21 protein-coding genes and 4 tRNA genes are annotated in these 25,762 nt (G+C 43.7%); 22 read left to right on the forward strand and 3 right to left on the reverse strand.

From position 1 onward, the window contains the following. Positions 1 to 108 precede the first annotated feature (108 nt). The 6 genes from lepA (at position 109) to GCHA_RS12465 (ending at position 5,890) form a co-directional block, all read left to right on the forward strand. Positions 109 to 1,905 (forward strand): translation elongation factor 4, encoded by a 1,797-nt coding sequence (gene lepA / locus GCHA_RS12440; protein ID WP_007988697.1) that lies wholly within the window; start codon positions 109 to 111, stop codon positions 1,903 to 1,905. Next, positions 1,906 to 2,811: a signal peptidase I gene (lepB, locus tag GCHA_RS12445; protein WP_007988699.1), complete on the forward strand. Its 906-nt coding sequence runs from the start codon at positions 1,906 to 1,908 to the stop codon at positions 2,809 to 2,811. Then, the gene (gene rnc, locus GCHA_RS12450; RefSeq protein WP_007988701.1) at positions 2,812 to 3,495 is read left to right on the forward strand and encodes a ribonuclease III; all 684 of its coding nucleotides are present in this window, start codon (positions 2,812 to 2,814) and stop codon (positions 3,493 to 3,495) included. Beyond that, a complete protein-coding gene (era, locus tag GCHA_RS12455) occupies positions 3,488 to 4,390 on the forward strand; it encodes a GTPase Era (protein WP_007988703.1) in 903 nt (300 codons plus the stop codon). The genes rnc and era overlap by 8 nt, the downstream gene beginning before the upstream one ends. Positions 4,391 to 4,464: 74 nt before the next feature. Next, on the forward strand, positions 4,465 to 5,106 hold the full coding sequence (gene pdxH, locus GCHA_RS12460) for a pyridoxamine 5'-phosphate oxidase (RefSeq protein ID WP_007988704.1): 642 nt from the start codon (positions 4,465 to 4,467) through the stop codon (positions 5,104 to 5,106). Between the two features lie 13 nt (positions 5,107 to 5,119). Beyond that, a complete protein-coding gene (locus tag GCHA_RS12465; RefSeq protein WP_007988706.1) occupies positions 5,120 to 5,890 on the forward strand; it encodes a TatD family hydrolase in 771 nt (256 codons plus the stop codon). A 1-nt stretch (position 5,891) separates the two neighbouring features. Here the strand turns inward: GCHA_RS12465 and GCHA_RS12470 are convergent, their stop codons facing one another. After that, entirely contained in the window at positions 5,892 to 6,515 is a 624-nt protein-coding gene (locus tag GCHA_RS12470) for an AhpA/YtjB family protein (protein ID WP_226992070.1), read from the reverse strand. A 230-nt stretch (positions 6,516 to 6,745) separates the two neighbouring features. On the opposite strand from GCHA_RS12470, the gene GCHA_RS12475 reads away from it, so the two are divergent. The 4 genes from GCHA_RS12475 to GCHA_RS12490 are packed head-to-tail and all read left to right on the forward strand — an operon-like array spanning position 6,746 to position 11,320. Then, positions 6,746 to 7,666 (forward strand): ABC transporter ATP-binding protein, encoded by a 921-nt coding sequence (locus tag GCHA_RS12475; RefSeq protein ID WP_007988711.1) that lies wholly within the window; start codon positions 6,746 to 6,748, stop codon positions 7,664 to 7,666. A 2-nt stretch (positions 7,667 to 7,668) separates the two neighbouring features. Continuing rightward, positions 7,669 to 8,403 (forward strand): ABC transporter permease, encoded by a 735-nt coding sequence (locus GCHA_RS12480; RefSeq protein WP_007988713.1) that lies wholly within the window; start codon positions 7,669 to 7,671, stop codon positions 8,401 to 8,403. A gap of 2 nt (positions 8,404 to 8,405) precedes the next feature. Then, positions 8,406 to 10,283, forward strand: a complete 1,878-nt coding sequence (locus GCHA_RS12485) for a GldG family protein (protein ID WP_007988715.1) — start codon at positions 8,406 to 8,408, stop codon at positions 10,281 to 10,283. Beyond that, positions 10,280 to 11,320, forward strand: coding sequence for a DUF4340 domain-containing protein (locus GCHA_RS12490; RefSeq protein WP_007988717.1), 1,041 nt, complete (start codon positions 10,280 to 10,282; stop codon positions 11,318 to 11,320). The genes GCHA_RS12485 and GCHA_RS12490 overlap by 4 nt, the downstream gene beginning before the upstream one ends. 305 nt (positions 11,321 to 11,625) lie before the next feature. Here GCHA_RS12490 and GCHA_RS12495 read toward each other — a convergent pair whose 3' ends face one another. Both GCHA_RS12495 and folD read right to left on the reverse strand, forming a co-directional pair. After that, on the reverse strand, positions 11,626 to 12,195 hold the full coding sequence (locus tag GCHA_RS12495) for a DUF1415 domain-containing protein (protein ID WP_007988719.1): 570 nt from the start codon (positions 12,193 to 12,195) through the stop codon (positions 11,626 to 11,628). 16 nt (positions 12,196 to 12,211) lie between these two features. Further along, positions 12,212 to 13,069, reverse strand: coding sequence for a bifunctional methylenetetrahydrofolate dehydrogenase/methenyltetrahydrofolate cyclohydrolase FolD (gene folD, locus GCHA_RS12500; protein WP_007988721.1), 858 nt, complete (start codon positions 13,067 to 13,069; stop codon positions 12,212 to 12,214). 170 nt (positions 13,070 to 13,239) lie between these two features. Here folD and GCHA_RS12505 point away from each other — a divergent pair, with 170 nt between their 5' ends. The 12 genes from GCHA_RS12505 (at position 13,240) to GCHA_RS12565 (ending at position 25,459) form a co-directional block, all read left to right on the forward strand. Further along, the gene (locus GCHA_RS12505; RefSeq protein ID WP_007988723.1) at positions 13,240 to 13,872 is read left to right on the forward strand and encodes a hypothetical protein; all 633 of its coding nucleotides are present in this window, start codon (positions 13,240 to 13,242) and stop codon (positions 13,870 to 13,872) included. A 244-nt stretch (positions 13,873 to 14,116) separates the two neighbouring features. Next, positions 14,117 to 14,193: transfer RNA gene (locus GCHA_RS12510), tRNA-Pro, on the forward strand. A gap of 30 nt (positions 14,194 to 14,223) precedes the next feature. Beyond that, positions 14,224 to 14,300 (forward strand) — tRNA-Arg (locus GCHA_RS12515). 29 nt (positions 14,301 to 14,329) lie between these two features. Then, positions 14,330 to 14,405 (forward strand) — tRNA-His (locus tag GCHA_RS12520). A gap of 3 nt (positions 14,406 to 14,408) precedes the next feature. Continuing rightward, a tRNA-Leu gene (locus GCHA_RS12525) sits at positions 14,409 to 14,493 on the forward strand. A gap of 281 nt (positions 14,494 to 14,774) precedes the next feature. Continuing rightward, positions 14,775 to 16,085: a trigger factor gene (gene tig, locus GCHA_RS12530; RefSeq protein ID WP_007988724.1), complete on the forward strand. Its 1,311-nt coding sequence runs from the start codon at positions 14,775 to 14,777 to the stop codon at positions 16,083 to 16,085. Positions 16,086 to 16,171: 86 nt separating this feature from the next. Beyond that, positions 16,172 to 16,810: an ATP-dependent Clp endopeptidase proteolytic subunit ClpP gene (gene clpP / locus GCHA_RS12535; RefSeq protein WP_007988725.1), complete on the forward strand. Its 639-nt coding sequence runs from the start codon at positions 16,172 to 16,174 to the stop codon at positions 16,808 to 16,810. 86 nt (positions 16,811 to 16,896) lie between these two features. Next, a complete protein-coding gene (gene clpX / locus GCHA_RS12540; protein WP_007988726.1) occupies positions 16,897 to 18,174 on the forward strand; it encodes an ATP-dependent protease ATP-binding subunit ClpX in 1,278 nt (425 codons plus the stop codon). A gap of 801 nt (positions 18,175 to 18,975) precedes the next feature. Further along, positions 18,976 to 20,241 carry a group II intron reverse transcriptase/maturase gene (gene ltrA, locus GCHA_RS12550; protein WP_318248969.1) on the forward strand — a complete coding sequence of 422 codons (1,266 nt, stop codon included), beginning with the start codon at positions 18,976 to 18,978 and terminating at the stop codon, positions 20,239 to 20,241. Positions 20,242 to 20,530: 289 nt separating this feature from the next. Further along, complete coding sequence (gene lon / locus GCHA_RS12555) at positions 20,531 to 22,897, forward strand: endopeptidase La (RefSeq protein WP_007988735.1); 2,367 nt, start codon at positions 20,531 to 20,533, stop codon at positions 22,895 to 22,897. Positions 22,898 to 23,116: 219 nt separating this feature from the next. Next, positions 23,117 to 23,407: an HU family DNA-binding protein gene (locus tag GCHA_RS12560; protein ID WP_418889522.1), complete on the forward strand. Its 291-nt coding sequence runs from the start codon at positions 23,117 to 23,119 to the stop codon at positions 23,405 to 23,407. A 168-nt stretch (positions 23,408 to 23,575) separates the two neighbouring features. After that, positions 23,576 to 25,459, forward strand: a complete 1,884-nt coding sequence (locus GCHA_RS12565; protein WP_039992403.1) for a SurA N-terminal domain-containing protein — start codon at positions 23,576 to 23,578, stop codon at positions 25,457 to 25,459. Positions 25,460 to 25,762 lie beyond the last annotated feature (303 nt).

A 25,762-nucleotide genomic window follows, 5' to 3' on the forward strand; every position in this document is an offset into this window, starting at 1 on the left:
GCGTCTATTTAATTTTATTTGTTCCCCTAATTTCCTTGAGCACATATCTGCTGCTTGCAAAATTACGCTTAGGGCAGACAAAACGTACTAGGTACATTTCAAAAGTCTATGCAACACAAGCACATACGTAACTTCTCGATCATCGCCCATATTGACCATGGTAAGTCCACACTTTCAGATCGCTTAATTCAGCACTGTGGTGGTCTAACTGAACGTGAAATGTCGGCTCAAGTTCTTGACTCAATGGATATTGAGCGTGAACGCGGCATTACGATCAAAGCTCAGAGTGTCACACTCAATTACAAAGCTAAAGATGGCGAAACTTATCAATTAAATTTCATCGATACACCTGGACACGTAGATTTCTCCTATGAAGTTTCGCGCTCATTAGCAGCATGTGAAGGTGCTTTATTAGTAGTTGATGCCGGCCAAGGTGTTGAAGCGCAAACGTTAGCGAATTGCTATACCGCCATTGATTTGAATATGGAAGTGGTACCGATTTTAAATAAAATCGATTTGCCTCAAGCTGAGCCAGACCGCGTAGCAGAAGAGATTGAAGATATCGTTGGTATTGATGCTGTGGATGCAGTGCGCTGCTCTGCGAAAACAGGCATTGGTATCGAAGATGTATTAGAAGTGATTGTGCGTCAAATTCCGCCCCCAGAAGGTGACGTGGATGCACCGCTTAAAGCACTGATCGTAGACTCTTGGTTTGACAACTACCAAGGTGTTGTCTCCTTGGTGCGTATCGTTGAAGGTGAACTACGTAAAAACGATAAAATTAAGATTATGTCTACTGGTGTGGTTCATCAGGCTGATAAGGTCGGTATCTTTACCCCTAAAGCAACTGATACTGGCGTTTTACGTGCTGGCGAAGTTGGCTTTATGATTGCTGGCATTAAAGAAATTCATGGTGCGCCAGTGGGGGATACGATCACGCTTGCGCGCACGCCTGCTGAGGAAGCACTCCCTGGCTTTAAAAAGGTGAAACCTCAGGTTTATGCGGGGCTTTTCCCAATTAGTTCTGATGACTATGAAGACTTTCGTGATGCTCTGTCTAAACTAAGCTTGAATGATGCTTCGCTGTTTTTTGAACCTGAAAGCTCATCTGCACTAGGCTTTGGTTTCCGAATTGGTTTCTTAGGCATGTTGCACATGGAAATTATTCAGGAGCGTTTAGAGCGCGAGTATGATCTTGATTTGATCACCACTGCGCCGACTGTGGTCTACGAAGTAATTACCACTGATGGTGAAACATTATACGTCGATAACCCTTCTAAATTGCCTCCGGTAAACTCAATTGATGAAATTCATGAGCCGATTGTTGAAGCGCACATACTTGTGCCTCAAGAGTATCTAGGTAGCGTTATTACCTTATGCGTCGATAAACGTGGCGTACAGACCAATATGACCTACCACGGTAAGCAAGTAGCAGTGACTTACGAATTACCGATGGCTGAAGTGGTGATGGACTTCTTTGATAAATTAAAATCAACCAGTCGTGGTTTTGCATCACTTGATTACAATTTCAAACACTTCCAAACAGCTGAAATGTCTAGACTTGATATCTTAATCAATGGAGAACGCGTTGATGCGTTAGCCATGATTACACACAAAGACAACGCGCAAACTCGAGGGCGCGAGCTGGTAGAGAAACTTCGCGAGTTAATACCGCGTCAAATGTTTGATATTGCGATTCAAGCCGCTATTGGCAACCAGATTGTTGCGCGTAGTACGATTAAACAGTTACGTAAGAACGTTATCGCCAAGTGTTATGGTGGCGATGTGAGTCGTAAAAAGAAGCTTCTTCAGAAGCAAAAAGAGGGCAAGAAGCGCATGAAGTCAGTTGGTAACGTTGAGCTTCCACAAGAAGCATTCCTTGCTCTGCTCAAGGTAGGTAAGTAAATGGCAAATTATTTCTCTTTGTTCTTGGTGGTATTGACTCTCGCATCCGGTCTTATTTGGCTTGCTGATTCGTTAATGTTCGCCCCAAAACGTAAAGAACGTGCTGTGGTGGCAAAAGACGGTACGGCAGTGACTGGCGACCCACAAGAGCAAACCTTGCCTTGGCTAGTGGATACCGCTCAGCAGATTTTCCCGGTTATTGCGTTCGTATTGGTATTGCGCTCATTTTTATATGAGCCCTTTCAAATCCCGTCGGGTTCGATGATGCCAACCTTGTTAGTGGGGGATTTCATTCTCGTTGAGAAGTACGCGTATGGGGTTAAAGACCCGGTTTTCAGAAGTAAGTTTTGGGATACAGGCACGCCAGAGCGTGGTGATGTTGCCGTGTTCAAGTACCCTAAAAATCCTAGCCAAGATTACATCAAGCGGGTAATTGGTCTGCCAGGTGATACGGTTATTTATCGCAATAAGCAATTGTTTGTTAAACCTGCCTGCGACACTGGAAAAGATTGTCCAGCGATTGAACCTGTTGAGCTTAATTTTGTCGATCGCGGAGAGGCGTATCAAAACTTTGTACCGTTAGAAAAATACCAAGAAAAACTGGGTGACGTGACCCATAACATCTTCCGTTTACCGAGCAATTTGAACCGCACCCAAGATTATTATCAGCAACCGGGTACCCAAGCTGATGAGTGGATTGTTCCACAAGGGCAATACTTTATGATGGGTGATAACCGTGATAATAGCCTTGACGGACGTTTTTGGGGCTTTGTACCGGATGCGAACTTAGTAGGTAAAGCGGTAGCGATTTGGATCAGCTTTGAGTTTGACCGTGCACCAAGCAGTTGGGTGCCAAGCTGGATACCCACAGGTGTGCGCTTTAATCGAGTAGGTAGCATTATTTAGATGCAGTTGATTGACCCTTACAAACCTTTATATAAAAAGCTCGGTTACGAGTTTCAGGATCCTAATAACCTTACCATTGCATTAACCCATAGAAGTGTTGGTGCTAACCACAATGAACGCCTAGAGTTTTTGGGGGATGCTGTGCTTGGGCTGGTTATCGCAAAGGCACTTTTTGAGCGTTTTCCTAAGCAGCCAGAAGGCAATCTAACCCGAATGCGTTCTAGCCTGGTAAAAGGCGATACACTTGCCGAGGTGGCGAGAGAATTCGCTTTAGGTGATTTGCTGTTGCTCGGGCCTGGTGAGCTGAAAAGTGGCGGGCATCGACGTGACTCAATATTAGCTGACGCAGTAGAAGCGATCATAGGTGCTATATACCAAGAAGTGGGTATGCAAGGCTGTGAACCCTTAATCTTAGCTTGGTTTGCTAAGCGTATAGAGGCGCTTAACCCAGATGCAACGCCCAAAGATGACAAAACCAGATTACAGGAATATTTACAAGGCCGTCAGTTGCCTTTACCTGAATATGAAGTCATTGATATTAGCGGCAAATCTCACGACCAAACATTTACCGTAAAGTGTACGGTAGCAGGGCTGAATTCGCCCATCATAGGTCGTGGTAAAAGTAGACGCCGCGCAGAGCAGCGTACAGCAAAGCAAGCACTCGAGAATCTAAAAAATGTCTGATATCACTTATTGTGGAATGATTGCCATCGTTGGCCGTCCAAATGTTGGTAAATCAACCTTACTGAATGCGCTTCTTGGGCAAAAAGTAAGTATCACGTCGCGCAAACCACAAACTACGCGTCATCGCATTATGGGCATTGATACCGAGGAAAATCGCCAAGCTATCTATGTAGACACTCCTGGTTTGCACATTGAAGAAAAGCGCGCCATTAATCGTTTTATGAACCGCGCAGCGTCGAGCTCCATTGCTGATGTAGGTTTAGTGTTGTTTGTTGTTGAGGGCACTAAATGGAATGATGATGATCAAATGGTGTTGAACAAGGTGATGCAGAGCAACGTGCCTTGTTGGTTGATCGTCAACAAATCTGACAATGTGAAAGACAAAGAGATTTTGCTACCGCACTTAAAGTGGTTAGGTGAACAACACGCCTTCGATAAGATCATGCCTATTTCTGCTAGAAACGGTAAGAACGTCAATGAATTACGAGAGATGGTGAATGAATCATTGCCTGAAAGTGAGTTTTATTTTCCAGAAGATTATATTACTGACCGTTCCAGTCGATTTATGGCAGCCGAGATCATTCGTGAAAAATTGATGCGCTTTACGGGTGATGAATTACCCTATTCTATTACCGTAGAAATAGAACAATTTATGATGGCTGATAATGGGGTTTACCGTATCAATGGCTTAATCTTAGTTGAGCGCGATAGCCAAAAAAGCATGGTAATTGGTAAAGCAGGTCAACGCTTGAAAACTATCGGTGCTGAAGCCAGAAAAGACATGGAAAACCTATTCGACAACAAGGTATTTTTAGAGCTTTGGGTCAAAGTGAAGTCAGGTTGGGCAGATGATGAGCGTGCACTACGTAGTTTAGGGTATGGCCAAGACAACTAATCCGTCTTTCCTGTAAGTACCTAGTACTTACAAATTCACAACGTTATTAAAATGTGTTTTTGAGGGAGTTAATCATGCAGCCATTAAGTCAGATAAGACGCGAATATAGTCAAGGGCACCTTACTGAAGAATCCCTGCTTAGCGACCCCTATTCACAGTTTAACCAGTGGATGGGAGATGCGGTTGAGGCGGGTTTGCCTGATCCCACTGCGATGACAGTTGCATCGGTAGATGACCTAGGCCAGCCCTCGCAGCGCATCGTGCTATTGAAAGATGTTATTGATGGTGGCTTTGTTTTTTACACCAACTTGGGAAGCCGCAAAGCGCAAGATTTAATGACCAATAACAAGGTTTCCTTGCATTTCCCTTGGCATATTTTAGAGCGTCAAGTGCATGTGCGGGGAACCGCTTCGCTTGTACCGCGAGATGAGGTGCAAAAATATTTTTCATCTCGGCCTATATCCAGTCAACTCGCTGCATGGACTTCAAAACAAAGCCAACCAATCGATAGCCGTGAAGCACTGCTTGCGCGATTTGAAGAGACAAAAAATACCTTTTCAAATAAAGATATTCCAGCCCCTGAGTTTTGGGGAGGCTTTAAGGTTGCCCCTCAAGAAATCGAATTTTGGCAGGGGGGCGATCATCGTTTGCACGACCGATTTGTATTTAGCCGTGAAAACAGTGCAGATTGGTCCGTTCAACGATTGATGCCATAGCGGATTGCCGTTCGTGATTGATAGTCACTGTCACTTAGATTTCTCTGCTTTCGACTCTGATCGCGAGCAAGTACTTCAAACGTGTACTGAACGCGGCGTGAGCACTTTTGTGATCCCAGGCACTCAGGCGAATGCATGGGACAATCTTATCTCTCTATGCAATAGCTCTGGACGGCTCAATTTCGCGTTAGGCTTGCACCCCTATTTCTTAGATGATTATTGTGAATCTCACTTACAGCAGCTAGACGAACTCTTAACACAGCAACAAGGGCAAGTTGTTGCGGTGGGTGAGATTGGGCTGGATTTCAGCTTGTCGATCGATAGTGATTTGCAAGAGCAGGTATTTACTGAACAAATACGCTTAGCTCAGCAGCATGATCTTCCTATTATTGTGCACCACAGGCGCTCGCATAACGCTTTAATCCGATTGTTAAAAGAGAAACGCTTTGACAACGGCGGTATCATTCATGCGTTTTCTGGCAGTTATCAAGAGGCGCAAACCTATATCGATCTTGGGTTTAAATTAGGGGTTGGAGGCATCATTACTTACCCTAGAGCGAAAAAGACCCGGGAGGTCGTTGCCAAAGTGCCGCTCACGAGTCTCGTTTTGGAAACCGATGCCCCTGATATGCCTATTAATAACAAGCAAGGGCAACGCAATAGTCCGGTTTATTTACCGATTATTTTACAAGCACTTCAGGCATTGCGCTGGGAGCCTGCCGAAGTTGTGAAACAAGCCTGTTGGCAAAATACCTTCGGTATCTTAGTGAATATCAAAACCTAATTTATTGATTTCTTTTCTCTACGTCATTGGGATGTACGTAACGACGGTAACGGACTTTATAGAAAACACGTGTGATTAGCAGGGCTGCCAGTGCGGCTAACATACCTAATACTTGCGTTTGCTGACGTAACTGACTCTGATATTCACTGTGTAACGCCATGACACTTTGTTCATTCAGTAACAAACGAACATAGCCATAAATCTGTTTCTCTACGCGTATGTCTTTAACGAAAACAAGTGGGGTATCGTGTTGATCGTCTAGGTATTTTTCGACGATTGTGTTTAGCGTGCCTTGTTGGGCAACTTGCTGTCCGTACTGATCGTACACAGCAACGGCTTCAACATGTGGGTCGTTCATTACAATCGTAAGTAATTGCTCAATTCGTGTCGTGTCGTTATCGATTAAAGGTTGAGCAATAATCTCGCTACTGATCAGCCCTAAGCTATTGCCTAATTGTGTACGCTGTTTTTGTTGCCAGTTCTGAGCGTTATCGTTATCTACAAACCAAAGATTAACAAATAACAATACCATTACGATCACAATGATCAGGTTAACGATTCGTTTGAAAATTGAGTAGCGACTATGAATATGTAAGTCGGCTGTATGTAGAAGTGATTTTGCCATGCTCATATTGCGAGACAATAAGGTAAGCGCGCCGTTTTGCCAAGAAATTTCGTGAGTTAACGATTAATTTCATTCCAAATTGCTGAATATTTTACCGTTCAATGTGTCGGATTTTAGAGAATACAAAATTAACTGTGTTCGATCCGTGTTTCTCTACGGCGCAAGCGTTGAAACAGACCAGAGAACGCTATATCTTTATCACGCTATCTTTTGGTCATAATAGGAAGACTATGATATCTGTTAAGAATCTGTCGAAAACGTTTGGCGATTTTTCTGCGGTTGAAGATCTAAATTTTGATGTTAAGCCAGGTGACATTGTTGGTTTCTTAGGGCCAAACGGTGCTGGTAAATCCACCACAATGAAAATGCTCACTGGCTTCTTGCAGCCAAGTCAGGGTGATATAACTGTGTTTGACATGCCCATCAGTCAGCACGCGAAAAGTATCCAAGAAAGAATCGGCTATTTGCCTGAAGGTGCGCCTGCCTACGGAGATATGACAACCTATCAATTTTTGAAATTTATCGCTGAAGTACGTGGTTTTAGGGGCAATGAAAAAGAGCAACGTATCAGAGATGTTATTCAAAAAATAGAGTTGCAAGAAGTGGTCAATAGACCGATTGAAAACTTATCAAAGGGCTTTAAACGCCGCGTAGGACTAGCCCAAGCGCTTATTCACGATCCAGATATATTGATATTGGATGAACCTACCGACGGACTCGATCCGAATCAAAAACATCAGGTGCGCGAATTAATCACCCAGTTAGCCAAAGACAAGATTGTCATTATTTCTACGCATATTTTAGAAGAAGTAACTGCTGTCTGTAATCGGGTGATGATCATCGCTAAAGGCAAGCTGTTATTTGATGACACACCGTTAAGCTTGCAACAACGCTCTCGCTATTATCAAGCGGTTACGATCCATTTGAGTTACTTAGCTGATATTTCTGGTTTAGCTGAATTGGACGGGGTTGCAGAAATGGAAGTCGAGCAAAAAACCGGCCATGTGACTCTCTTCCCAGAGCCGGGACAACATATACTGCACGAGATAACCGCTCATGTTCAACGGGCTAAATTGCCGGTAGACACCTTGTTTATCGAGCAAGGACGTTTAGATCAAGTCTTTAGAGATTTAACAACAGAGGTTGCTTAGTTGTGGCGCATATTTTTATTTTATTTAAACGTGAGTTTGCAGGCTATTTCGCCTCTCCCGTAGCCTACGTATTTATCGGGATTTTTTTGGTCTTGTCTTCAGTATTCGCTTTTTTTATCGGAGGGTTCTATGAACGGGGTCAAGCCGATTTACTGGCGTTTTTTAACTTTCATCCTTGGTTATATTTATTCCTAGTGCCTGCTATTGCTATGCGCAGTTGGGCTGAGGAACGTAAAAGTGGCAGTATCGAATTATTAATGACACTTCCTGTGAGCACGTGGCAGGCAATGTTAGGTAAGTTTTTCGCTGCTTGGAGCGTATTAGGTTTAGCATTAATGCTGACATTTCCTCTATGGTTGACGGTGAATTACCTCGGCCAGCCTGACAACGGTATTATCGTTGCCGCTTATTTGGGCAGTTGGTTGATGGCCGGCGCGTTTCTCGCTATAGGTATGTGCATGTCTGCATTGTCGAAAAATCAAATTATTGCGTTTATTCTCGCCATCGTGGTGTGTTTTGTTTTTGTGGTCAGTGGTAGCTCTATCGTGCTCGATGCGTTTAAGGGATGGGCGCCGACGTTACTCCTCGATACGGTGGCTTCTTTTAGCTTTTTGACCCATTTTGAGGCCATGGCAAAAGGCGTGATCGCACTAAATGATGTTGGGTATTTTTTAATTGTAACCGCAGCTTGGTTGTATGCCGGTCTGCTTATTATTGAACAAAAGAAGGCGGATTAACCATGTCTACTCGATTTACAACCTGGTTAAGTATGCTATTTATCGCAGTATTGTTTTGCGCTCTGGTGTTACTCAACAATCAATTACTCAGCGCTTATCGTGTTGATTTGACCGAAAACAAGGTTTATTCACTGTCACAAGGAAGCCAGCAAATCTTAACGGAAATTGATGAACCGCTAAATTTGTACTTTTTCTTTTCCGATAAAGCCGCAAAAAATATGACCACTTTACGCAACTATGCTGCGAGGGTACAAAGTTTGCTGGAGGAATACGCTGAGCGTTCGAATGGTAAGATTAAGCTTCATATACTTGACCCTGAACCTTTTTCTGAAAAAGAAGATAAAGCTGATCAGTTTGGCTTAACCGCTGCCAATATAGGAACCGCAGGTGAGGCCGTTTATTTGGGGCTAGGCGCAACAAATGCATTAGATGATCAGCAAGTCATCGCGTTTTTTGACCCTCAACAAGAAAGATTTTTAGAATATGAAATCAGCAAATTAATTTATCAGTTGGTCAATCCTAAACAAGTCAAAGTAACGCTGTTGACTGACTTACCAGTAGGCGGCGGGCAAAATCCTATGACAGGGGAATTTGAGCAGCCGTGGACCTTCTACACGCAGTTACAGCAATTATATGTAGTGGATAAAATTGCCAGCGATGCCACTGAACTACCCAAAGGAACGGATGTACTTGTCGTTGCACACCCGAAAAACCTCAGTGAAGAGCTGTTGTTTTCCATTGATCAGTACGTAATGCAGGGTGGAAGGGCGTTAATTTTTGTTGATCCGCACAATGAATCGGATCAGATGAGCATGTTAGCGGGTGCCGGAATGAGGGCAAATAGCTCTAACTTGGCACGTCTGTTTGATGCCTGGGGTGTCGACTTCCAGCCGCAAGAAGTATTACTTGATGCCTATGCAGGCTTAGATGTGCGCACGCAAACTGGCGATGTAGCGAGACACTTTGGTTTTGTGGGCTTTTCTTCAAATGAACTTAACGCAAAAGATGTAACGACATCTAACTTAGATTTGATTAATGGTGCGTCTTTCGGGGTTTTCAAGAAAAGCGCTAAGTCAGGACTGCGCTGGACAAATCTTATTCATTCAACGGAAAGTTCAGACCTTATCGATAGTGCGCAATATGCGCAAACACGTGAGCCACTTGCACTTAGTCAAGCTTATAAAAGCGACAGCAAGCAATATGTGCTCGCCACACGGTTAACGGGAAATGTTAAGTCGGCGTTTGAGCAGCCGCCAGAAGGTATTCAACGTGAAACCTTCGAACAACGAACGAAAGATATGAATGTTATTTTGGTAGGGGATACAGACTTACTCTCTGATCGTTTTTGGGTACAACAATCTTCATTTTTCGGCCAGACAATCACCACGCCGTTTGCAAATAACGGAGACTTTGTCACCAACGCAGTGGAAAACCTCGCGGGTAGCAATGCATTAATTAGTATTCGAAGTCGCGGTACGTTTGCTCGCCCATTCGATGAAGTTGAGCAACTGAAACTCGTTGCTGAGCAGAAATTCCGAGAACAAGAAAAAATACTGCAGCAACAATTGGATGAGACCGAATCGCAACTGACTCAGTTGCAAGAACAGCAGGGAGAAGGAGGCGCGTTGGTAATTTCACCTCAACAACAAAAAGCCATTGATGACTTTATGGAACAGAAAATTCAAATACGTAAGTCGTTACGAGAAGTGCGCCATCAATTAGATAAAGATATCGAAAATTTGGGTAACCTTATTAAGTTTGTCAATATTGTTATCGCCCCATTGCTACTTGTGCTGCTGCTTATGGGCGCAAGGCGCTTATTGCGCAGTCGTTACAATCCCAATAAATCGTTTTCGGTTGCTAAGGAAGGTCAAGCATGAATCGCTCTTTAGTTGTTCTGATAGTATTAACAATATTGGCATGTGGGGCCGGATATTGGTTATTGCAAAGTAACCTAAACACACAAGATAGCGCTCAGGTAGCGCTTCCTTCGTTGAGTGACAGTGCTGCTTCGGTTGATCGGGTTACCTTGACCAATGCAACTGGGATTTTATTGAATGCCAGGCGCGATGGTGATCGTTGGCAGACAGAAGTTTACACCGATGACGGCACGCAAATAGAAATGTTTCCGGTAGAACGTGAAAAGCTTGCCAACTTAGTCAATGCATTAGCACAAGCAGAACTGACTGAGCCTAAAACAAACAAGAAGAGCAATTATCATCATCTTGGTTTGCAAGATATTTCCGCTAATGACAGTTTGGCCACCTTGGTTACTCTTGGAGGTAATGGCAAATCGTGGCAGATCTTAGTGGGAAACCACTCATCCATAGGAAATAAAAGTTATTTACGTCAACCTAAGCAAACTCAAGCATGGTTGAGCGATCGTACGATCGATTTACCTATGACCAACAGTGAATGGTTGCAGCAACCTATTTTACCCTTCGACGAAACAGACTTGTCTAGTATTTCTCGTATTGATGGTGATACATGGCAAATCGTAAGAATGGAGCCAAATGAGGCCTTTGTCTTAACTGGAAGAGGTCAGAATCAAGAACTGAAATACGCTGGTGTATTAGATGCCATTGCACTTAATATAGCAGGACTACATTTCGAACAACTTTTACCCCTATCATCGCTTGAGTGGGAAACATTGGAACCTATGGTTGTGGTTGATGTTAGTACTGCTTATGGTCACGCATTTCGTATTGAGCTTGCGCAGCAACAAGACAGTGCTTACCTGCGTATTAGCAATGCGACTCCGGCGGATTACTGGGCCAACTGGATTTATAAGATCCCTAAGTTCAATGCTGAACAACTAAATAAAAATTTAGCTGATTTTTTACTTGAGAAAGCACAAGAAGAGGCAGAACAACCAATTCGCTCATATCCCATAGACGAAGGAGAGTCCCCTAAATAAATAGGGCACACTGTCTGCGCTGTTTGACGGTAGAAGGCGCTAAGTTTTGCTGTGAGGAGAGCTTATACCAATCCACATTAATAAGTGCCCCCTCAGAATGCGTCCAGCGGTTTTTGATTAAGGCGTCGCTATGAAGTAATGGTTGTTCCCTTTCGAATAGTGAGAACGCAGAGCAAAAGCTGCTGGGGCATTCCTTTCAGGCGAGTTTTAAAAGGGCTTACACTGCTTTGCATGACTTCGAAAGAGAACAACTATTCATTCAGTCATGCGCCTTGTTTAAGCCCTTTTAAACTCTCGCTGAGTGATCACTTATTAAAGTGGAATGGTATTAGTTGTTGCATAACGCGCTGCCAGTACTCAGAGCCTAATTGGCGCGCCTTATCGATATTTCGCTGCGGAATATTCTCAGGATCAGGGTAGGTTTTTAGTACCCGTTCGACGCTTTGCTCCCTTAAAAGATGTAAAATCGGATAGGGAGCTCTATTGGTAAAGTGGGATAAATCCTCAATAGGCTCACCTTCAAAATAATAATCTGGATGAAAGCTCGCTAGCTGAAATTGCCCACCATATCCGCTTTTGTCGATGAGCACTTGGCTCATCTCAACCAAGTCTAAGTAATCATCAAAGTCGGTAAACGCACAACTGAATATAATCAGGCTGGTTTCTATTTGTGTGTCTTGCTCTAGTTTTTGCAATTCACTCAAAAACAACTCAGTGGCATCTTTTAAGGAGTGTACGTCGCTTACGGTATAAGCAATTGTGTCTCGCTCGAATTCGCGTTTTGCAAAAGGGCAGAAATTATGTCCGATAATGATGTCACTCAACCAAGTACGAACGGATTGAATGACATCACTGTGACGCGTTGGGATATTCACGTGCGGCTGCTATACCTTAGTTTGAATGATATTTAACGTAGGCTTCTAAGGTATTTTCAATCAGGCTTGCCACCGTCATGGGGCCGACGCCGCCTGGTACAGGAGTGATCCAGCCAGCACGTTGCTCAGCAGTCGTGTAATCTACATCACCAATGAGCGTGCCGTCAGTTTGGCGGTTGATACCTACATCGATCACGATAGCCCCAGGTTTAATCCACTCTCCAGGAATAAAAGCTGAAATTCCAACGGCGACCACAAGTAGATCAGCACGCTCCACATGAGATTGTAGATCTTTGGTAAATTTATGGCAGCTAGTCACGGTGCACCCAGCAAGTAATAGCTCCATAAACATAGGACGGCCAACAATATTTGATGCGCCTACAATAACCGCATCAAGTCCTTTTATGGGGCGTTTTGTGGATTCAATTAGGGTCATGATGCCCTTAGGCGTACATGGGCGTAGTGCCGGTATGCGCTGGGCCAAGCGACCAATATTATAAGGGTGAAAGCCGTCTACATCTTTGTGCGGTAAAATACGTTCTAGCACTTGTTCTTTATCTAGGCCAGCAGGCAAAGGAAGCTGTACTAATATGCCATCAATTTCTTCATCAGCGTTTAACGAATCGATAAGCTCGAGTAATTTTTGCTGTGAGGTGGTTGAGGGTAAATCGTAAGATTTAGAAACAAAGCCTACTTCTTCACAGGCTTTGCGCTTATTGGAAACATAGACATGAGATGCAGCATCGCTTCCCACTAATACGACCGCTAAACCTGGGGGGCGTTTACCCGAAGAAATAATAGATTCGACGTGAGACCCAACGTGCTGACGCACTTGTTGAGCAATTAATTTACCATCAATTTTTTGAGCAGGCATAGTTTAAAGTAACTGAAAGACTAGGGGGATGTATTGTCACATAATGTGCCAGATTCAACAATCCGACTTGGACTAATTTGTAAATAGTATCGAATCTGCTTGCCCCATTGCGGCATCTAAACAAATATATGCACATAATTGTTCAGTTAGATTTTATAAAGGTGTGTGATTTGGAACTCTCTCCAGTAGAAATATTTGGCTATTGTGCGTCAGCAGTCATTGCTTATTCATTAACGCGAAGTTCAATAGTAAGGCTACGCTGGTTTAATCTGGTCGGTGCGTCATCGTTTTGCTTGTATGGCATTATTATTCAAGCTTACCCAGTGGCGATACTAAATGGCTTTATTACCCTGACGAATCTATTTTTTCTACGCAGGTTGTTGTTTGATGTTGAACGCCAGTTTTCGGTGCTTGCGGTAAGTCGTCCGTCAAATTACGTAGATTTCTTTCTCGATTACCATCATCAAGAAATTAAACATCTATTTCCACGCTTCATGAAAGTGTCGTCAGCGCCTAATCGAGAGTACTTTTTTTTAACCGAACGGACCGAAGTCGTAGGGATGCTTTCAGGATTCGTAGAAGAGAATGGCAATTTTGTGGTTGATTTTGATTTTGTGATCCCCGCTTATCGCGATTGTCATCTCGGTGAATACGTTATTGGTAAGGGGCAACAATTATCTAAACAGTTTGGTTTTAACGAAATTGTGGCGCTTGCTGACAGTTATGAACACGAAAATTACTTAAGTCGCATCGGATTTAGCCCAAAAAAGAATGGCAGATGGACTTTCGATGGCGAAAAATAAGCGGATTTTTAAAGGAAATGAGATAAATTGCGTTAAGTGGGTTCATAACAATGTTTACCCCGAGCAAAAGAAAATACGGATAAACTGAACAAATACCGTGCATTTTGTTTGTTCGATAGACAAATTGCTAAAAAAAGCAGCAGTCAGTAAATTTCTTTTAAAAAAGTGTTTGACGACAGAAATACATCTGTTTACTATGCGCTCCCCGTTGAGAGACAGAGAATAACTCTTCGGGGTAATAAGTCGGTGAGTAGCGCAGCTTGGTAGCGCACTTGGTTTGGGTCCAAGGGGTCGCAGGTTCGAATCCTGTCTCACCGACCACTTTCTCTAATATTGTAAGAGATTCGTAGAGCGCCCGTAGCTCAGCTGGATAGAGCACCCGCCTTCTAAGCGGGTGGTCGCAGGTTCGAATCCTGCCGGGCGCACCATGCGAACCTGGCATCAATGTTAAACTTTGGTGGGCGTAGCTCAGTTGGTAGAGCCCCGGATTGTGATTCCGGTTGTCGTGGGTTCGAGCCCCATCGTCCACCCCACTTGCGGAAGTGGTGAAATTGGTATACACGCTGGATTTAGGTTCCAGTGCCTTAGGGCGTGAGAGTTCAAGTCTCTCCTTCCGCACCATCTTTCTTTATTCCTTGTTACTTCTATTTCCTTCAAATTTTATAGTTAGCAATATCTTTTGCTTTAATTTTTTGAATTAAACTATTTCGCATTTCGACTCGACTTAAAGTAGCTGTATCGCTATACTGCTGCGTCTTTTTTATCCGGTTAGACGAGAAGATAAATAGTTCAACTCGCGATTGTTTGGGTGGATTGAGTTTACCTTGGTCTTATCCCACCGATAAAAAAAACCATCAAAAATTTTATAAATGCGCAGACGAGCGCAAAGTTGAGGTAGAAGAATGCAAGTTTCCGTTGAGACGACTCAAGGTTTAGAACGCCGTCTTACCATCACTGTTCCTGCTGAATCAATCGATTCACAGGTCAAGTCTCGCTTACAACAGTTAGCAAAGACCCAACGTATTAATGGATTTCGCCCAGGCAAGGTTCCAGTAAGTGTTATTAAAAAGCGTTATGGCCAAGCCGTGCGTCAAGAAATTGCTGGCGAAGCAATGCAGCGCAACTTCTATGAAGCTATCGTTCAAGAAAAAATTACCCCAGCTGGTATGCCTAACTTCGAAATGAAGACTGACGTTGACGGACAAGACTTAGAATTTGTTGCCGCGTTTGAAGTGTACCCTGAAGTTGAAGTAAAAGATGTTGAGAAAATCGAAGTAGAGAAGCCAGTAGTAGAAATTACTGACGCTGATCTTGAAACGATGATGGAAACATTACGTAAACAGCACGCGACGTGGAAAGAAGTTAAGCGTAAGTGTAAGAAAGACGACCGTGTAACGGTTGACTTCGTTGGTACTATTGATGGTGAAGAGTTTGAAGGCGGTAAAGCTGAAAACTTCGAACTAGAAATGGGCAAAGATCGCATGATCCCTGGTTTTGAAAAGCCAATTGTTGGTGCTAAAGCAGGTGGCGAGGTTGTTGCAGATGTAACTTTCCCTGAAGATTACCATGCAGAAGCACTAAAAGGTAAAGAAGCTCAGTTTAAAATTACCGTGAACAAGGTAGAAGGTCTTAGCCTTCCTAAAGTTGACGAAGAGTTTGCTAAATTGTTCGGTGTAGAAGACGGTGACGTTGAAGCGCTTAACACTGAAGTACGTAAAAACATGCAACGCGAACTTGAGCAAACATTGAAAGCCAATGTTAAAGAGCAAGTTATCGAAGGTTTGCTGGCTAACAACGAGCTTGAGTTACCTAAAGCGTTAGTTGACCAAGAAATTAATGCACTTCGCGAGCAAGCTAAGCAACGTTTCAGCCAGCAACAGGGCGGTAATGTTGATAATCTTCCTGAGCTTCCAGCTGATTTGTTCCAAGAAAATGCTCGTAAGCGCGTTTCAATTGGTTTATTGCTTGGCGAAGTCATCAAAACTGAAGAGTTAAAAGTTGACTCGGCTAAAGTTGATGCCTTGATTGAAACAGCAGCTTCAGCATACGAAGATCCTCAAGAAGTGATCGAGTATTACAAAACTAACGATGAATTGATGCAACAAATGCAAAATGTCGCGTTAGAAGAGCAAGCTGTTGAAGTGCTTCTTAGCAAAGCAAATGTGAAAGAAGTAACCAAAGCGTTTGATGAGATCATGAACAAACAGGCGTAATTTGCCCTTTGTTAATTGACTTATCTAGTCTGCAACTGCTTAAATGCTCGGTAAATACCGAGCATTTTTATTTGTGAAGAAAATATATGATGAATACACCGTTTGATCCTACAAATGCATTAGTACCTATGGTGGTTGAACAAACCGCTAAAGGTGAGCGCTCTTATGATATTTATTCACGCTTACTGAAAGAGAACGTCATTTTCATGGTTGGCCAGGTTGAAGACCATATGGCTAACCTTATTGTTGCCCAGATGTTATTTTTGGAAGCAGAAAATCCAGAAAAAGATATTTTCCTTTATATCAATTCGCCTGGCGGTTCTGTTACAGCAGGCATGGCGATTTACGATACGATGAATTTTATCAAGCCAGACGTTAGTACAGTGTGTATCGGTCAGGCTGCGAGTATGGGCGCGTTCCTATTATCTGGCGGTACTAAAGGTAAGCGTTATTGTTTGCCTAACGCCCGTGTGATGATCCATCAGCCTCTAGGCGGTTTCCAAGGTCAGGCGTCTGATTTTGAAATTCATGCCAAAGAAATACTGTCTATTAAAGAGAAGATGAACCGCTTGATGGCAGAGCACACAGGTCAGGACTACGAAAAAGTAGCCCGTGACACAGACAGAGATAATTTCTTGAGCGCACAGGAATCTGTGGACTATGGTTTAGTAGACCAAGTGTTGGCAAATCGTCCAGATGCCAGCAGCAGTGACGCGAAGAAGTAATTAGTTATTGTTGATTTTGTTTAGCACGCTATTGCAAGGAGCCGCAAAGCAGCGTGCTAGGTCAACCAAAGAAGAAGAGATAATAGATGAGTGATAAGCAAAGCGGAGATGGCGATAACAAGCTACTTTATTGTTCTTTTTGTGGGAAAAGCCAGCATGAAGTGAGAAAGCTCATTGCAGGCCCATCAGTTTTTGTTTGTGATGAATGCGTTGAATTGTGCAATGACATTATTCGCGAAGAGATCAAAGAGATCGCGCCCAAGCAAAAGCAAGATGAACTCCCTACGCCCAAAGAGATTCACAGTCATCTTGACGACTACGTTATAGGCCAAGAACATGCCAAGAAAGTCTTGTCTGTTGCGGTTTATAACCATTACAAGCGTTTACGAAACGGCGATGTACACGATGGTGTTGAGCTAGGTAAAAGTAATATTCTGCTTATGGGCCCGACAGGTAGCGGTAAGACCTTACTGGCTGAAACGCTAGCGCGCTTATTGGATGTACCTTTTACGATGGCTGATGCCACCACGCTTACTGAAGCTGGTTACGTTGGTGAAGACGTAGAAAACATCATCCAGAAGTTATTGCAAAAATGCGATTACGATGTAGAAAAAGCGCAGCGCGGTATCGTTTACATTGATGAAATTGATAAGATTTCTCGAAAGTCAGATAATCCTTCGATTACGCGTGATGTGTCTGGTGAAGGTGTGCAGCAAGCTTTGCTTAAACTCATTGAAGGAACAATAGCGTCTGTGCCTCCTCAGGGCGGTCGTAAGCATCCACAGCAGGAGTTTTTGCAGGTTGATACCTCTAAGATTTTATTTATCTGTGGTGGTGCTTTTGCTGGCCTTGATAAAGTCATTGAGCAACGTGCCCATACGGGAACGGGGATTGGTTTTGGCTCTGCAATAAAAGACATTAGCAATAAGTCGAAAGAAGGCGAGCTACTTAAAAAGGTTGAGCCAGAAGACTTGGTTAAATATGGTCTTATTCCTGAATTTATCGGGCGATTGCCGGTTCTTACCAGCCTTGAAGAGCTAAGTGAAGAAGCGCTTATTCAAATATTGCGCGAACCGAAAAACTCACTGACTAAACAATATGCTGCTTTATTCTCGCTCGAAGATACAGAGCTAGAGTTTAGAGATGATGCCTTACAGGCTATCGCTAAGAAAGCGATGTCGCGTAAAACCGGTGCCCGGGGCTTACGTTCAATAGTGGAAGCAGTGTTGCTTGATACTATGTATGAGCTGCCTTCTATGTCTAATGTGAGCAAGGTGGTGGTTGATGAAACCGTGATCCGCGGCGAATCTAAACCTATCCTCATTTACGATAGTGCGTCGGATAAAAAATCCATCTCGGAATAAATTCCGCATCAAAAATTGTATTGGCTCCTTCGGGAGCCTTTTTGTTTGCCCAGCGAAGCTGGCAAACCCGTCAGGTTGGAAGAAACCTGAATCACCCTGACTGAGGGGAAGATAATCCGAATGGCAAGGGCGTTGTTGGCTAACGGCAGGGTCTCCGGGGGCCGGCCCGAAGCAAGCCATAGGAAGTTAGAGGTACACAACGAAAGTGAACCTGATTCGGCAAGGCAGGAGGGTAAGCGTGCAAAATAGCGTGAAGCCCGATACTCGGTCAGTCCTGTTTTGTGCTTGAGGGTGGAATTTCTAACAGGGCGTCAGTGCAGTAACTGGGGAAGCCTGGCACCTAAACTTACTTAGAGTAAGTGGTTAACGTTCAAGGGGAGACTCAAGATGTTAGTCGGTGTGAGGTGGCAGATGAAGCCGTAGTAGTGAGAAAGGTTCGGCCTGTGAAAGCCAGTAATGGTGTGGAGGATAAAACCGAACTGACCATCAGCAGTGTGTTTGATGGCGTCGTTATCAGCCAAAAGCGGATAAGGATGGCGAAGGGCGGAAGTACATAGTAAGTCTGTGATGAGCAGATGTTTTTTTTCAGTGGTACACGAATCGACTAGCTATCGACGTCTTTGTACTTGGTTTGTCGCGGAAGCGATAGACTGGCTACGAAACGGTACATGGGAGTAATGTGGGAAACGTTGAGTAGATTGCCATTGGGCTAGCACGCTCAACTACCATGTGAAATAGACCAACACGAAGAGAAGTCATCGGCCCCCACACAGCACACCATCTTCGAGGAGAAGCGTGCGGGTGTATTACAGTTTGTACGGTCACTTGCTTAATAAAGCAAGACTGTTCAAGGGATTTAAAAAGGTATTCAAAGCGAAAGGTGCGGCCGGAATAGATGGGCAGAGCCTGAGTGCGTTTGCCTCAAATCTGGATAATGAACTCACGCAGCTTCTTCTCGAACTCAAAACCAAACGCTATCAACCGCAACCGGTAAGGCGGGTTGTTATCCCGAAAGACGGTGGTGGCGAGCGTCTGTTGGGTATTCCAACGGTAAGAGATAGAGTCGTTCAACAATGCTTGAAAGACCTCCTAACCCCCATCTTCGAAGAACAGTTCCATCCATCAAGCTTTGGTTATAGGCCGAAGCGGAGCTGTCACGATGCCATCAATAAAGCCACCATGTTTATCCGTCGATACGGACGGCGACATGTGGTGGATATGGACCTGTCGAAGTGCTTCGATAAGCTGGACCATAGACTTATCATAGAGAGTATCAAAAGACGGGTCTGTGACGGCAGCGTGCTGAGCCTCATCGCACAGTTCTTACAAAGTGGGGTAATGGTCGATGGGCATTGGCAGCAAACAGAAACAGGCAGTCCGCAAGGTGGTGTGATAAGCCCACTGATAGCGAATATCTATCTGGATGCGTTCGATGAGGAAATGAAACAGCGGGGCCACAGAATAGTGCGCTATGCTGATGACATCCTTATCTTGTGTTGCAGTCGTGCAGCGGCAGAGAATGCCAAAGCGCAAGCCACGCAAATCTTAGAAGGAAAACTAAAGCTAAGCGTAAACACGGAGAAAACACACATCACACACAGTGATAATGGTGTGAAGTTCCTCGGCGTTGAAATCGGGACGAAACATACCCGCATACAACCTAAGAAACTCACCGCGTTTAAGGCGAAGCTAAAGCAGATGACGAAACGCAATGGCGGAATACCGCTGCAATCAGTCATCAATGCACTAAACCCACTGCTAAGAGGGTTCAGTCACTACTTCAAGATAGCCAATGCGAGCAGGGCATTTAAGCAAATAGCGAGCTGGCTAAGGCGCCGCTTGCGCAGCATCCAACTTAAGTTATGGAAGAAGGCGAGCCGCCTCCATCGCTGGTTAAGACAGCATGGTTATAAAGGTCAGTTCGCTCACATCAACATGACGAGTTGGTGCAATGCGCGAAGTCCCTTAGCAAGCTACGCGATGCCAAACAGTTGGTTCGATGGACTCGGGCTAATGAACTTAGAGAATGTTGCAACGGGATATGTGTTTAGCAATTACGCTAAATAACTATGTACATGAGCCGTATACGAGGCCCGTATGTACGGTTCTGTGAGAGGGATGAGGCGGTAACGCCTCACCCTACTCGATGTTTTTTGCGCTAAATTCACGATATTTCTCAGTTCACGCAAGTTGGAATTGGTATAACTCTTTTTTCGCTTACGCTTTTATGCTCTAGTAATAGAGCAAAAGAAACACCTATTAGGGATTGTTTCAGTTTTTCGTTTGAACTTTTTGTGCTAAGCCCCATATACAATTTCATTGCGAAGATTTTCCTTTTTATTACACGAGACAATATATGACCAAAGAGAATGTTGATTACACAGAAATGCCGGTGCTGGCATTACGTGATGTGGTGGTTTATCCGCATATGGTTATTCCCTTATTTGTCGGTCGCGAGAAGTCGATACGTTGCTTAGAAGCGGCGATGGATAAAGACAAACAAATATTTTTAGTTGCCCAAAAAGACGCCAGTACTGACGAGCCTCAGACTGACGATATTTTTACGGTCGGTACGATAGCGACCATCCTACAATTGCTGAAGCTGCCTGATGGCACAGTGAAGGTCTTGGTTGAAGGGAATCAGCGTGCGCAAATCGCTGATTTTGTCAGCACTGAAGATTTCTTTGTGGCTAATATTTCTAATAAAGAAGATCTTGAGGTAGAAGAGAACGAGCAGGAAGTCATTATTCGCTCGGCTATTTCACAATTTGAAGGGTATGTGAAACTTAACAAAAAAATTCCGCCGGAAGTTTTGACGTCGTTAAGTGGAATTGAACAAGCAGCGCGATTAGCAGACACCATGGCTGCGCATATGCCGCTCAAGCTAGCCGAGAAGCAAAAAGTATTAGAGATGGATCAAGTGAATGATCGACTTGAATACTTAATGGCCTTAATGGAAAGCGAAATTGATTTGCTGCAGGTAGAAAAGAAAATTCGTACCCGTGTTAAAAAGCAAATGGAAAAGAGCCAGCGTGAGTACTATCTAAATGAGCAAATGAAAGCTATTCAAAAAGAGCTTGGCGAATTAGATGAAGCACCTGATGAGTTTGAAGCGCTCAGTAAAAAAATTGACGATGCCAAAATGCCAGAGGAAGCCAAAAAGAAGGCGACTACTGAGCTGAGCAAACTAAAAATGATGTCACCTATGTCCGCAGAAGCTACTGTTGTACGTAGTTACATTGATTGGCTGACTAATGTGCCTTGGACGAAGCGTAGCGCGGTTAAGAAAGACTTAGCTGCGGCTGATAAGCTCCTCGATACTGAGCATTACGGACTAGAAAAAGTCAAAGAACGTATTATCGAGTATTTAGCGGTTCAGCAGCGTGTTAGAAAGCTCAAAGGACCTATCTTGTGTTTGGTAGGCCCTCCTGGAGTGGGTAAAACGTCACTAGGACAATCAATAGCGAAGGCAACTGGTCGTAAGTATGTACGGATGGCCCTTGGCGGCGTACGCGACGAGGCTGAAATTCGCGGTCATCGACGCACGTACATCGGTTCAATGCCAGGAAAGCTGATCCAAAAAATGGCCAAAGTTGGGGTGAAGAATCCGCTATTTTTGCTAGATGAAATTGACAAAATGTCTTCAGATATGCGCGGCGATCCGTCTTCAGCGTTATTAGAAGTACTCGATCCTGAACAAAACAGCACCTTTAGCGACCACTACTTAGAAGTTGATTACGATCTATCTGATGTCATGTTCGTGGCGACGTCTAATAGCATGGATATCCCCGGCCCGTTGTTAGACAGAATGGAAGTCATTCGCTTGTCTGGCTACACAGAAGACGAAAAGCTAAACATTGCAACGCGTCATTTGCTTGAAAAGCAAATTAGCCGTAACGGCCTGAAAAGCAAAGAATTAGTCATTGAAGAATCAGCCATAATTGGCATGATCCGTCATTACACCCGTGAAGCGGGTGTGCGAAGCTTAGAGCGCGAAATTTCCAAAGTGTGCCGCAAAGCAGTTAAAAACATTTTACTCAATAAAGACACTAAAACCGTTACCGTAACGGAGAAAAACTTATCTGAGTATTTAGGTGTGCAGCGTTTTGACTATGGCAAAGCAGAGGACAACAACCAAATCGGCCAAGTCACTGGCTTAGCGTGGACCCAAGTCGGCGGTGAATTGTTGACCATTGAAGCAACCTCAGTCGTAGGTAAAGGTAAAATGACCTCTACCGGTTCGCTAGGGGATGTTATGCAAGAGTCTATTCAAACTGCGATGACGGTGGTCCGTAGTCGATCTGAAAAATTGCGTATAAACAGTGATTTTCATGAAAAGCGCGATATCCATGTTCACGTGCCTGAAGGCGCTACACCAAAAGATGGCCCAAGTGCAGGTATCGGCATGTGCACAGCGTTAATATCAGCGCTTACGGGCAATCCTGTACGTTGTGACGTCGCCATGACAGGTGAAATTACTCTGCGTGGAGAAGTGTTAGCGATAGGCGGTTTGAAAGAAAAATTATTGGCGGCGCATAGAGGCGGAATAAAAACAGTTATCATTCCAAAAGAGAACGAACGTGATTTACAAGAGATCCCAGATAATGTAAAACAAGACCTGTCAATTCACCCAGTACGCTGGATTGACGACGTTTTAGAGCTGGCATTGCAAGAAAATCCCGAACGTTTTAGCCTCGAAAAGCCAACTAAGGGTAAAAAATAACCACTTAACGCTGGTTTTTTGTTTTTTTTGGAAAATAGGGCTTCACACAGCAATAAGTTGTGGTAGCCTTTATCCCAGTTTCGCTTTAGGCCTTGTCACAAAAGGGATTGCGGCGATATCTAGAAAGTTAAAATTTTGTGAATATATGCTTGAAGTTCGAATTTAAGCTTGGTATAACGTTTTTCGCATTTTTGTTTTGCGAAAACTCATATAATAACAATTGAAGGGGATCATATTGTGAATAAGTCTCAACTTATCGACCAAATCGCTGCAAGTGCAGACATTTCTAAAGCAGCTTCAGGACGTGCACTAGATGCATTGACTGACGCAATCACTGCAGCACTTAAGGAAGGTGATCAAGTTGCTCTTGTTGGTTTCGGTACTTTCTCAGTACGTGAGCGTGCTGCTCGCAGTGGACGTAATCCACAAACTGGCGAAACGATTCAAATTTCTGCAGCTAAAGTTCCGTCTTTTAAAGCGGGTAAAGCCCTAAAAGACGCTTGTAACTAAGCTCTGCTTTTCCATTAAAAAGGCGATGATTTATCATCGCCTTTTGTTTATCTGCTGTTAATTATGATTACGTTTAATATATAATCCTGCCTCTTTAGGTCAACACGCCCTAATCATTAGTAAAAATTCAGCTTATCTAAAGCAACTCATTTGGAGTTAGAAACGAACATGTTGGAAAGAATCAGAGAGGGAACCCAGGGCACTTGGGCCATGGCTATCCTAGGATTGGTTATTTTAAGTTTTGTATTTGCCGGTGTCGGTAGTTATATCAATTCGTCTGCCGATACGGCAGCGGCTAAGGTCAACGACGATACGATATCGCAAGCCGACCTTGAACGCGCTTATCAGAATGAGCGCGGCCGTATGGAATCACAGTACGGAGAGGCATTTGCAGCTTTAACTGCTGATAGCGCTTATTTACAACAATTTAGGCAGGGCGTTTTAGACCGCCTAATTGGCGATAAACTAATCGAACAAGCAGCTGTGGACTTAGGTTTACGCGTGAGCGATGCACAAATTAAACAAGCTATTGTGGCGATGCCTGAATTTCAGTTTGATGGCAAATTCGATAACGAACGTTATTTAGCCGTTTTACGTCAAGCCGGATTTCAGCCTAACGATTTCCGTGATTATATGCGCGTTGACATGACAAGACGTCAGCTTTCAAACGCACTGTTAGGTTCTGAGTTTACCTTGCTCGAAGAAACGACACAGGCTTATAAACTTCAACAGCAAACACGTGACGCTCGCTATTTAACTGTCCCAGCAGACATGTTTAAAGGCGACGTAACTGTATCGCAAAGTGATGTTGAAAATTACTACCAAGCTAATATCACTCAATTCGACACGCAGCAACAAGTGAGCTTGGCGTATGTTGAACTATCAGTAGACGACTTGTTAGCCGGTATCGAAGTGTCTGAAGATGAAGCTGAGCAATATTACGAGCAAAATATTCAAGACTTTAGAACCCAAGAAGAACGTCGAGCATCACACATTCTGATTGAGTTTGGCGACGACCAGCAAAAGGCTGAACAGCAAGCTGAAGACATTCTAGCTAAAATTAATAACGGTGAAGACTTTGCTGAATTAGCTGAAACGTTTTCAAGCGATACCTTTAGTGCTGAAAATGGCGGAGATCTAGACTGGTTCAGTATGGGAATGATGGACCCTGCATTCGAAGATGCTGCTTTTGCATTGCAAAACGTTGGTGACGTGTCAGACGTGGTCGAAAGTGAGTTTGGTTTTCACATTATCAAATTAACGGACGTTAAGCCTGAAGAAACAAGCCCTTTTGCAGATGTTAAAGAAGATGTTATTGCTAAGCTTAAAGCTGAACGTGCTGAAGAAGAGTTTTACGCTAAACAATTGCGTATGGCGGAAGTGGCGTTTGAAACACCTGACACTCTTGATGAAGTGGCAGCCATTGCAGAAGTCGATGTGAAAACTACGGTCATGTTTAGCCAAGATAGTGCACCGCAAGCGGTTAACTATCCTAATGTGGTTTCTCAAGCATTCTCAGACGAGCTAATTAACGACCAAGTTAACAGTGACGTAATCGAGCTAGAGGACAATCATGTTATGTTTATCCGTGTGGCAGACTACGAAGCACAGCGCACCAAGTCACTAGATGAAGTGTCAGTTGAAATTAACGACATCTTATTAGCTGAGCAAGCGCAGCAGGCAGCTAAAGAGTGGGCTGAAACGGTATTGTCAGATATTCAATCACAGCAGGATGTTAGTGATAAACTGCAAACCAAAGGAATTGAGTGGCAAGAACAAAACGCGGTGACGAGAAATGCGTCACAAGTTTCACCGGCAGTTGTTACCGCTTTGTTTAAACTAACAGACGGCGAAGAATCAAATGGACAAGTTGTAGAATTGTTCAACGGTGATGTCGCTTTGGTTCAATTACTTGAAGTTAATGAAGGCGCTGATTTGCCAAGTTCAGATGCACCGGCATTACAGAATCGCTTAACGACGATGCGCGCACAGTTTACCTATAGTGAATTTATCAATGCATTACGTGAACAAGCTGACGTAGAAATATATTAAGCTTCTCTCACTATAAAAAAGGAGCTTAGGCTCCTTTTTTATTGGCTAATTTATGTGCTCGTTAACCACAGCATGACGGTATAGAACGCAGCAATGATTGCTGAGAACACTAAGATGTAGATAAACCCTTGTTTTCCTTGGCGTAAAGAAAACCCCCGTAGCCTAAGGTAGGCAAACCACAGCAAGCATAAAATCAATGGGAGTAAAAAAAGTAGGCGAAGCACTATTTCTCCTTATTATTGGTTTTCTTGTGCCTATCATAAACACTTTACTGTCTTGAATATACGGCAATCTAAATACGCC

Source organism: Paraglaciecola chathamensis S18K6 (assembly GCA_000314955.1).
Classification (GTDB): Bacteria; Pseudomonadota; Gammaproteobacteria; order Enterobacterales; family Alteromonadaceae; genus Paraglaciecola; species Paraglaciecola chathamensis.

What these genes read in the sequence shown, in the direction of transcription:
- clpP (WP_007988725.1), top strand. Translation starts at nt 16,172, where the DNA reads ATGATGAATACACCGTTTGATCCTACAAATGCATTAGTACCTATGGTG.
- lon (WP_007988735.1), top strand. Translation starts at nt 20,531, where the DNA reads ATGACCAAAGAGAATGTTGATTACACAGAAATGCCGGTGCTGGCATTA.
- rnc (WP_007988701.1), top strand. Translation starts at nt 2,812, where the DNA reads ATGCAGTTGATTGACCCTTACAAACCTTTATATAAAAAGCTCGGTTAC.
- pdxH (WP_007988704.1), top strand. Translation starts at nt 4,465, where the DNA reads ATGCAGCCATTAAGTCAGATAAGACGCGAATATAGTCAAGGGCACCTT.
- lepA (WP_007988697.1), top strand. Translation starts at nt 109, where the DNA reads ATGCAACACAAGCACATACGTAACTTCTCGATCATCGCCCATATTGAC.
- lepB (WP_007988699.1), top strand. Translation starts at nt 1,906, where the DNA reads ATGGCAAATTATTTCTCTTTGTTCTTGGTGGTATTGACTCTCGCATCC.
- GCHA_RS12475 (WP_007988711.1), top strand. Translation starts at nt 6,746, where the DNA reads ATGATATCTGTTAAGAATCTGTCGAAAACGTTTGGCGATTTTTCTGCG.
- GCHA_RS12565 (WP_039992403.1), top strand. Translation starts at nt 23,576, where the DNA reads ATGTTGGAAAGAATCAGAGAGGGAACCCAGGGCACTTGGGCCATGGCT.
- GCHA_RS12485 (WP_007988715.1), top strand. Translation starts at nt 8,406, where the DNA reads ATGTCTACTCGATTTACAACCTGGTTAAGTATGCTATTTATCGCAGTA.
- clpX (WP_007988726.1), top strand. Translation starts at nt 16,897, where the DNA reads ATGAGTGATAAGCAAAGCGGAGATGGCGATAACAAGCTACTTTATTGT.
- era (WP_007988703.1), top strand. Translation starts at nt 3,488, where the DNA reads ATGTCTGATATCACTTATTGTGGAATGATTGCCATCGTTGGCCGTCCA.
- GCHA_RS12490 (WP_007988717.1), top strand. Translation starts at nt 10,280, where the DNA reads ATGAATCGCTCTTTAGTTGTTCTGATAGTATTAACAATATTGGCATGT.
- GCHA_RS12470 (WP_226992070.1), bottom strand. Translation starts at nt 6,515, where the DNA reads ATGGCAAAATCACTTCTACATACAGCCGACTTACATATTCATAGTCGC.
- tig (WP_007988724.1), top strand. Translation starts at nt 14,775, where the DNA reads ATGCAAGTTTCCGTTGAGACGACTCAAGGTTTAGAACGCCGTCTTACC.
- folD (WP_007988721.1), bottom strand. Translation starts at nt 13,069, where the DNA reads ATGCCTGCTCAAAAAATTGATGGTAAATTAATTGCTCAACAAGTGCGT.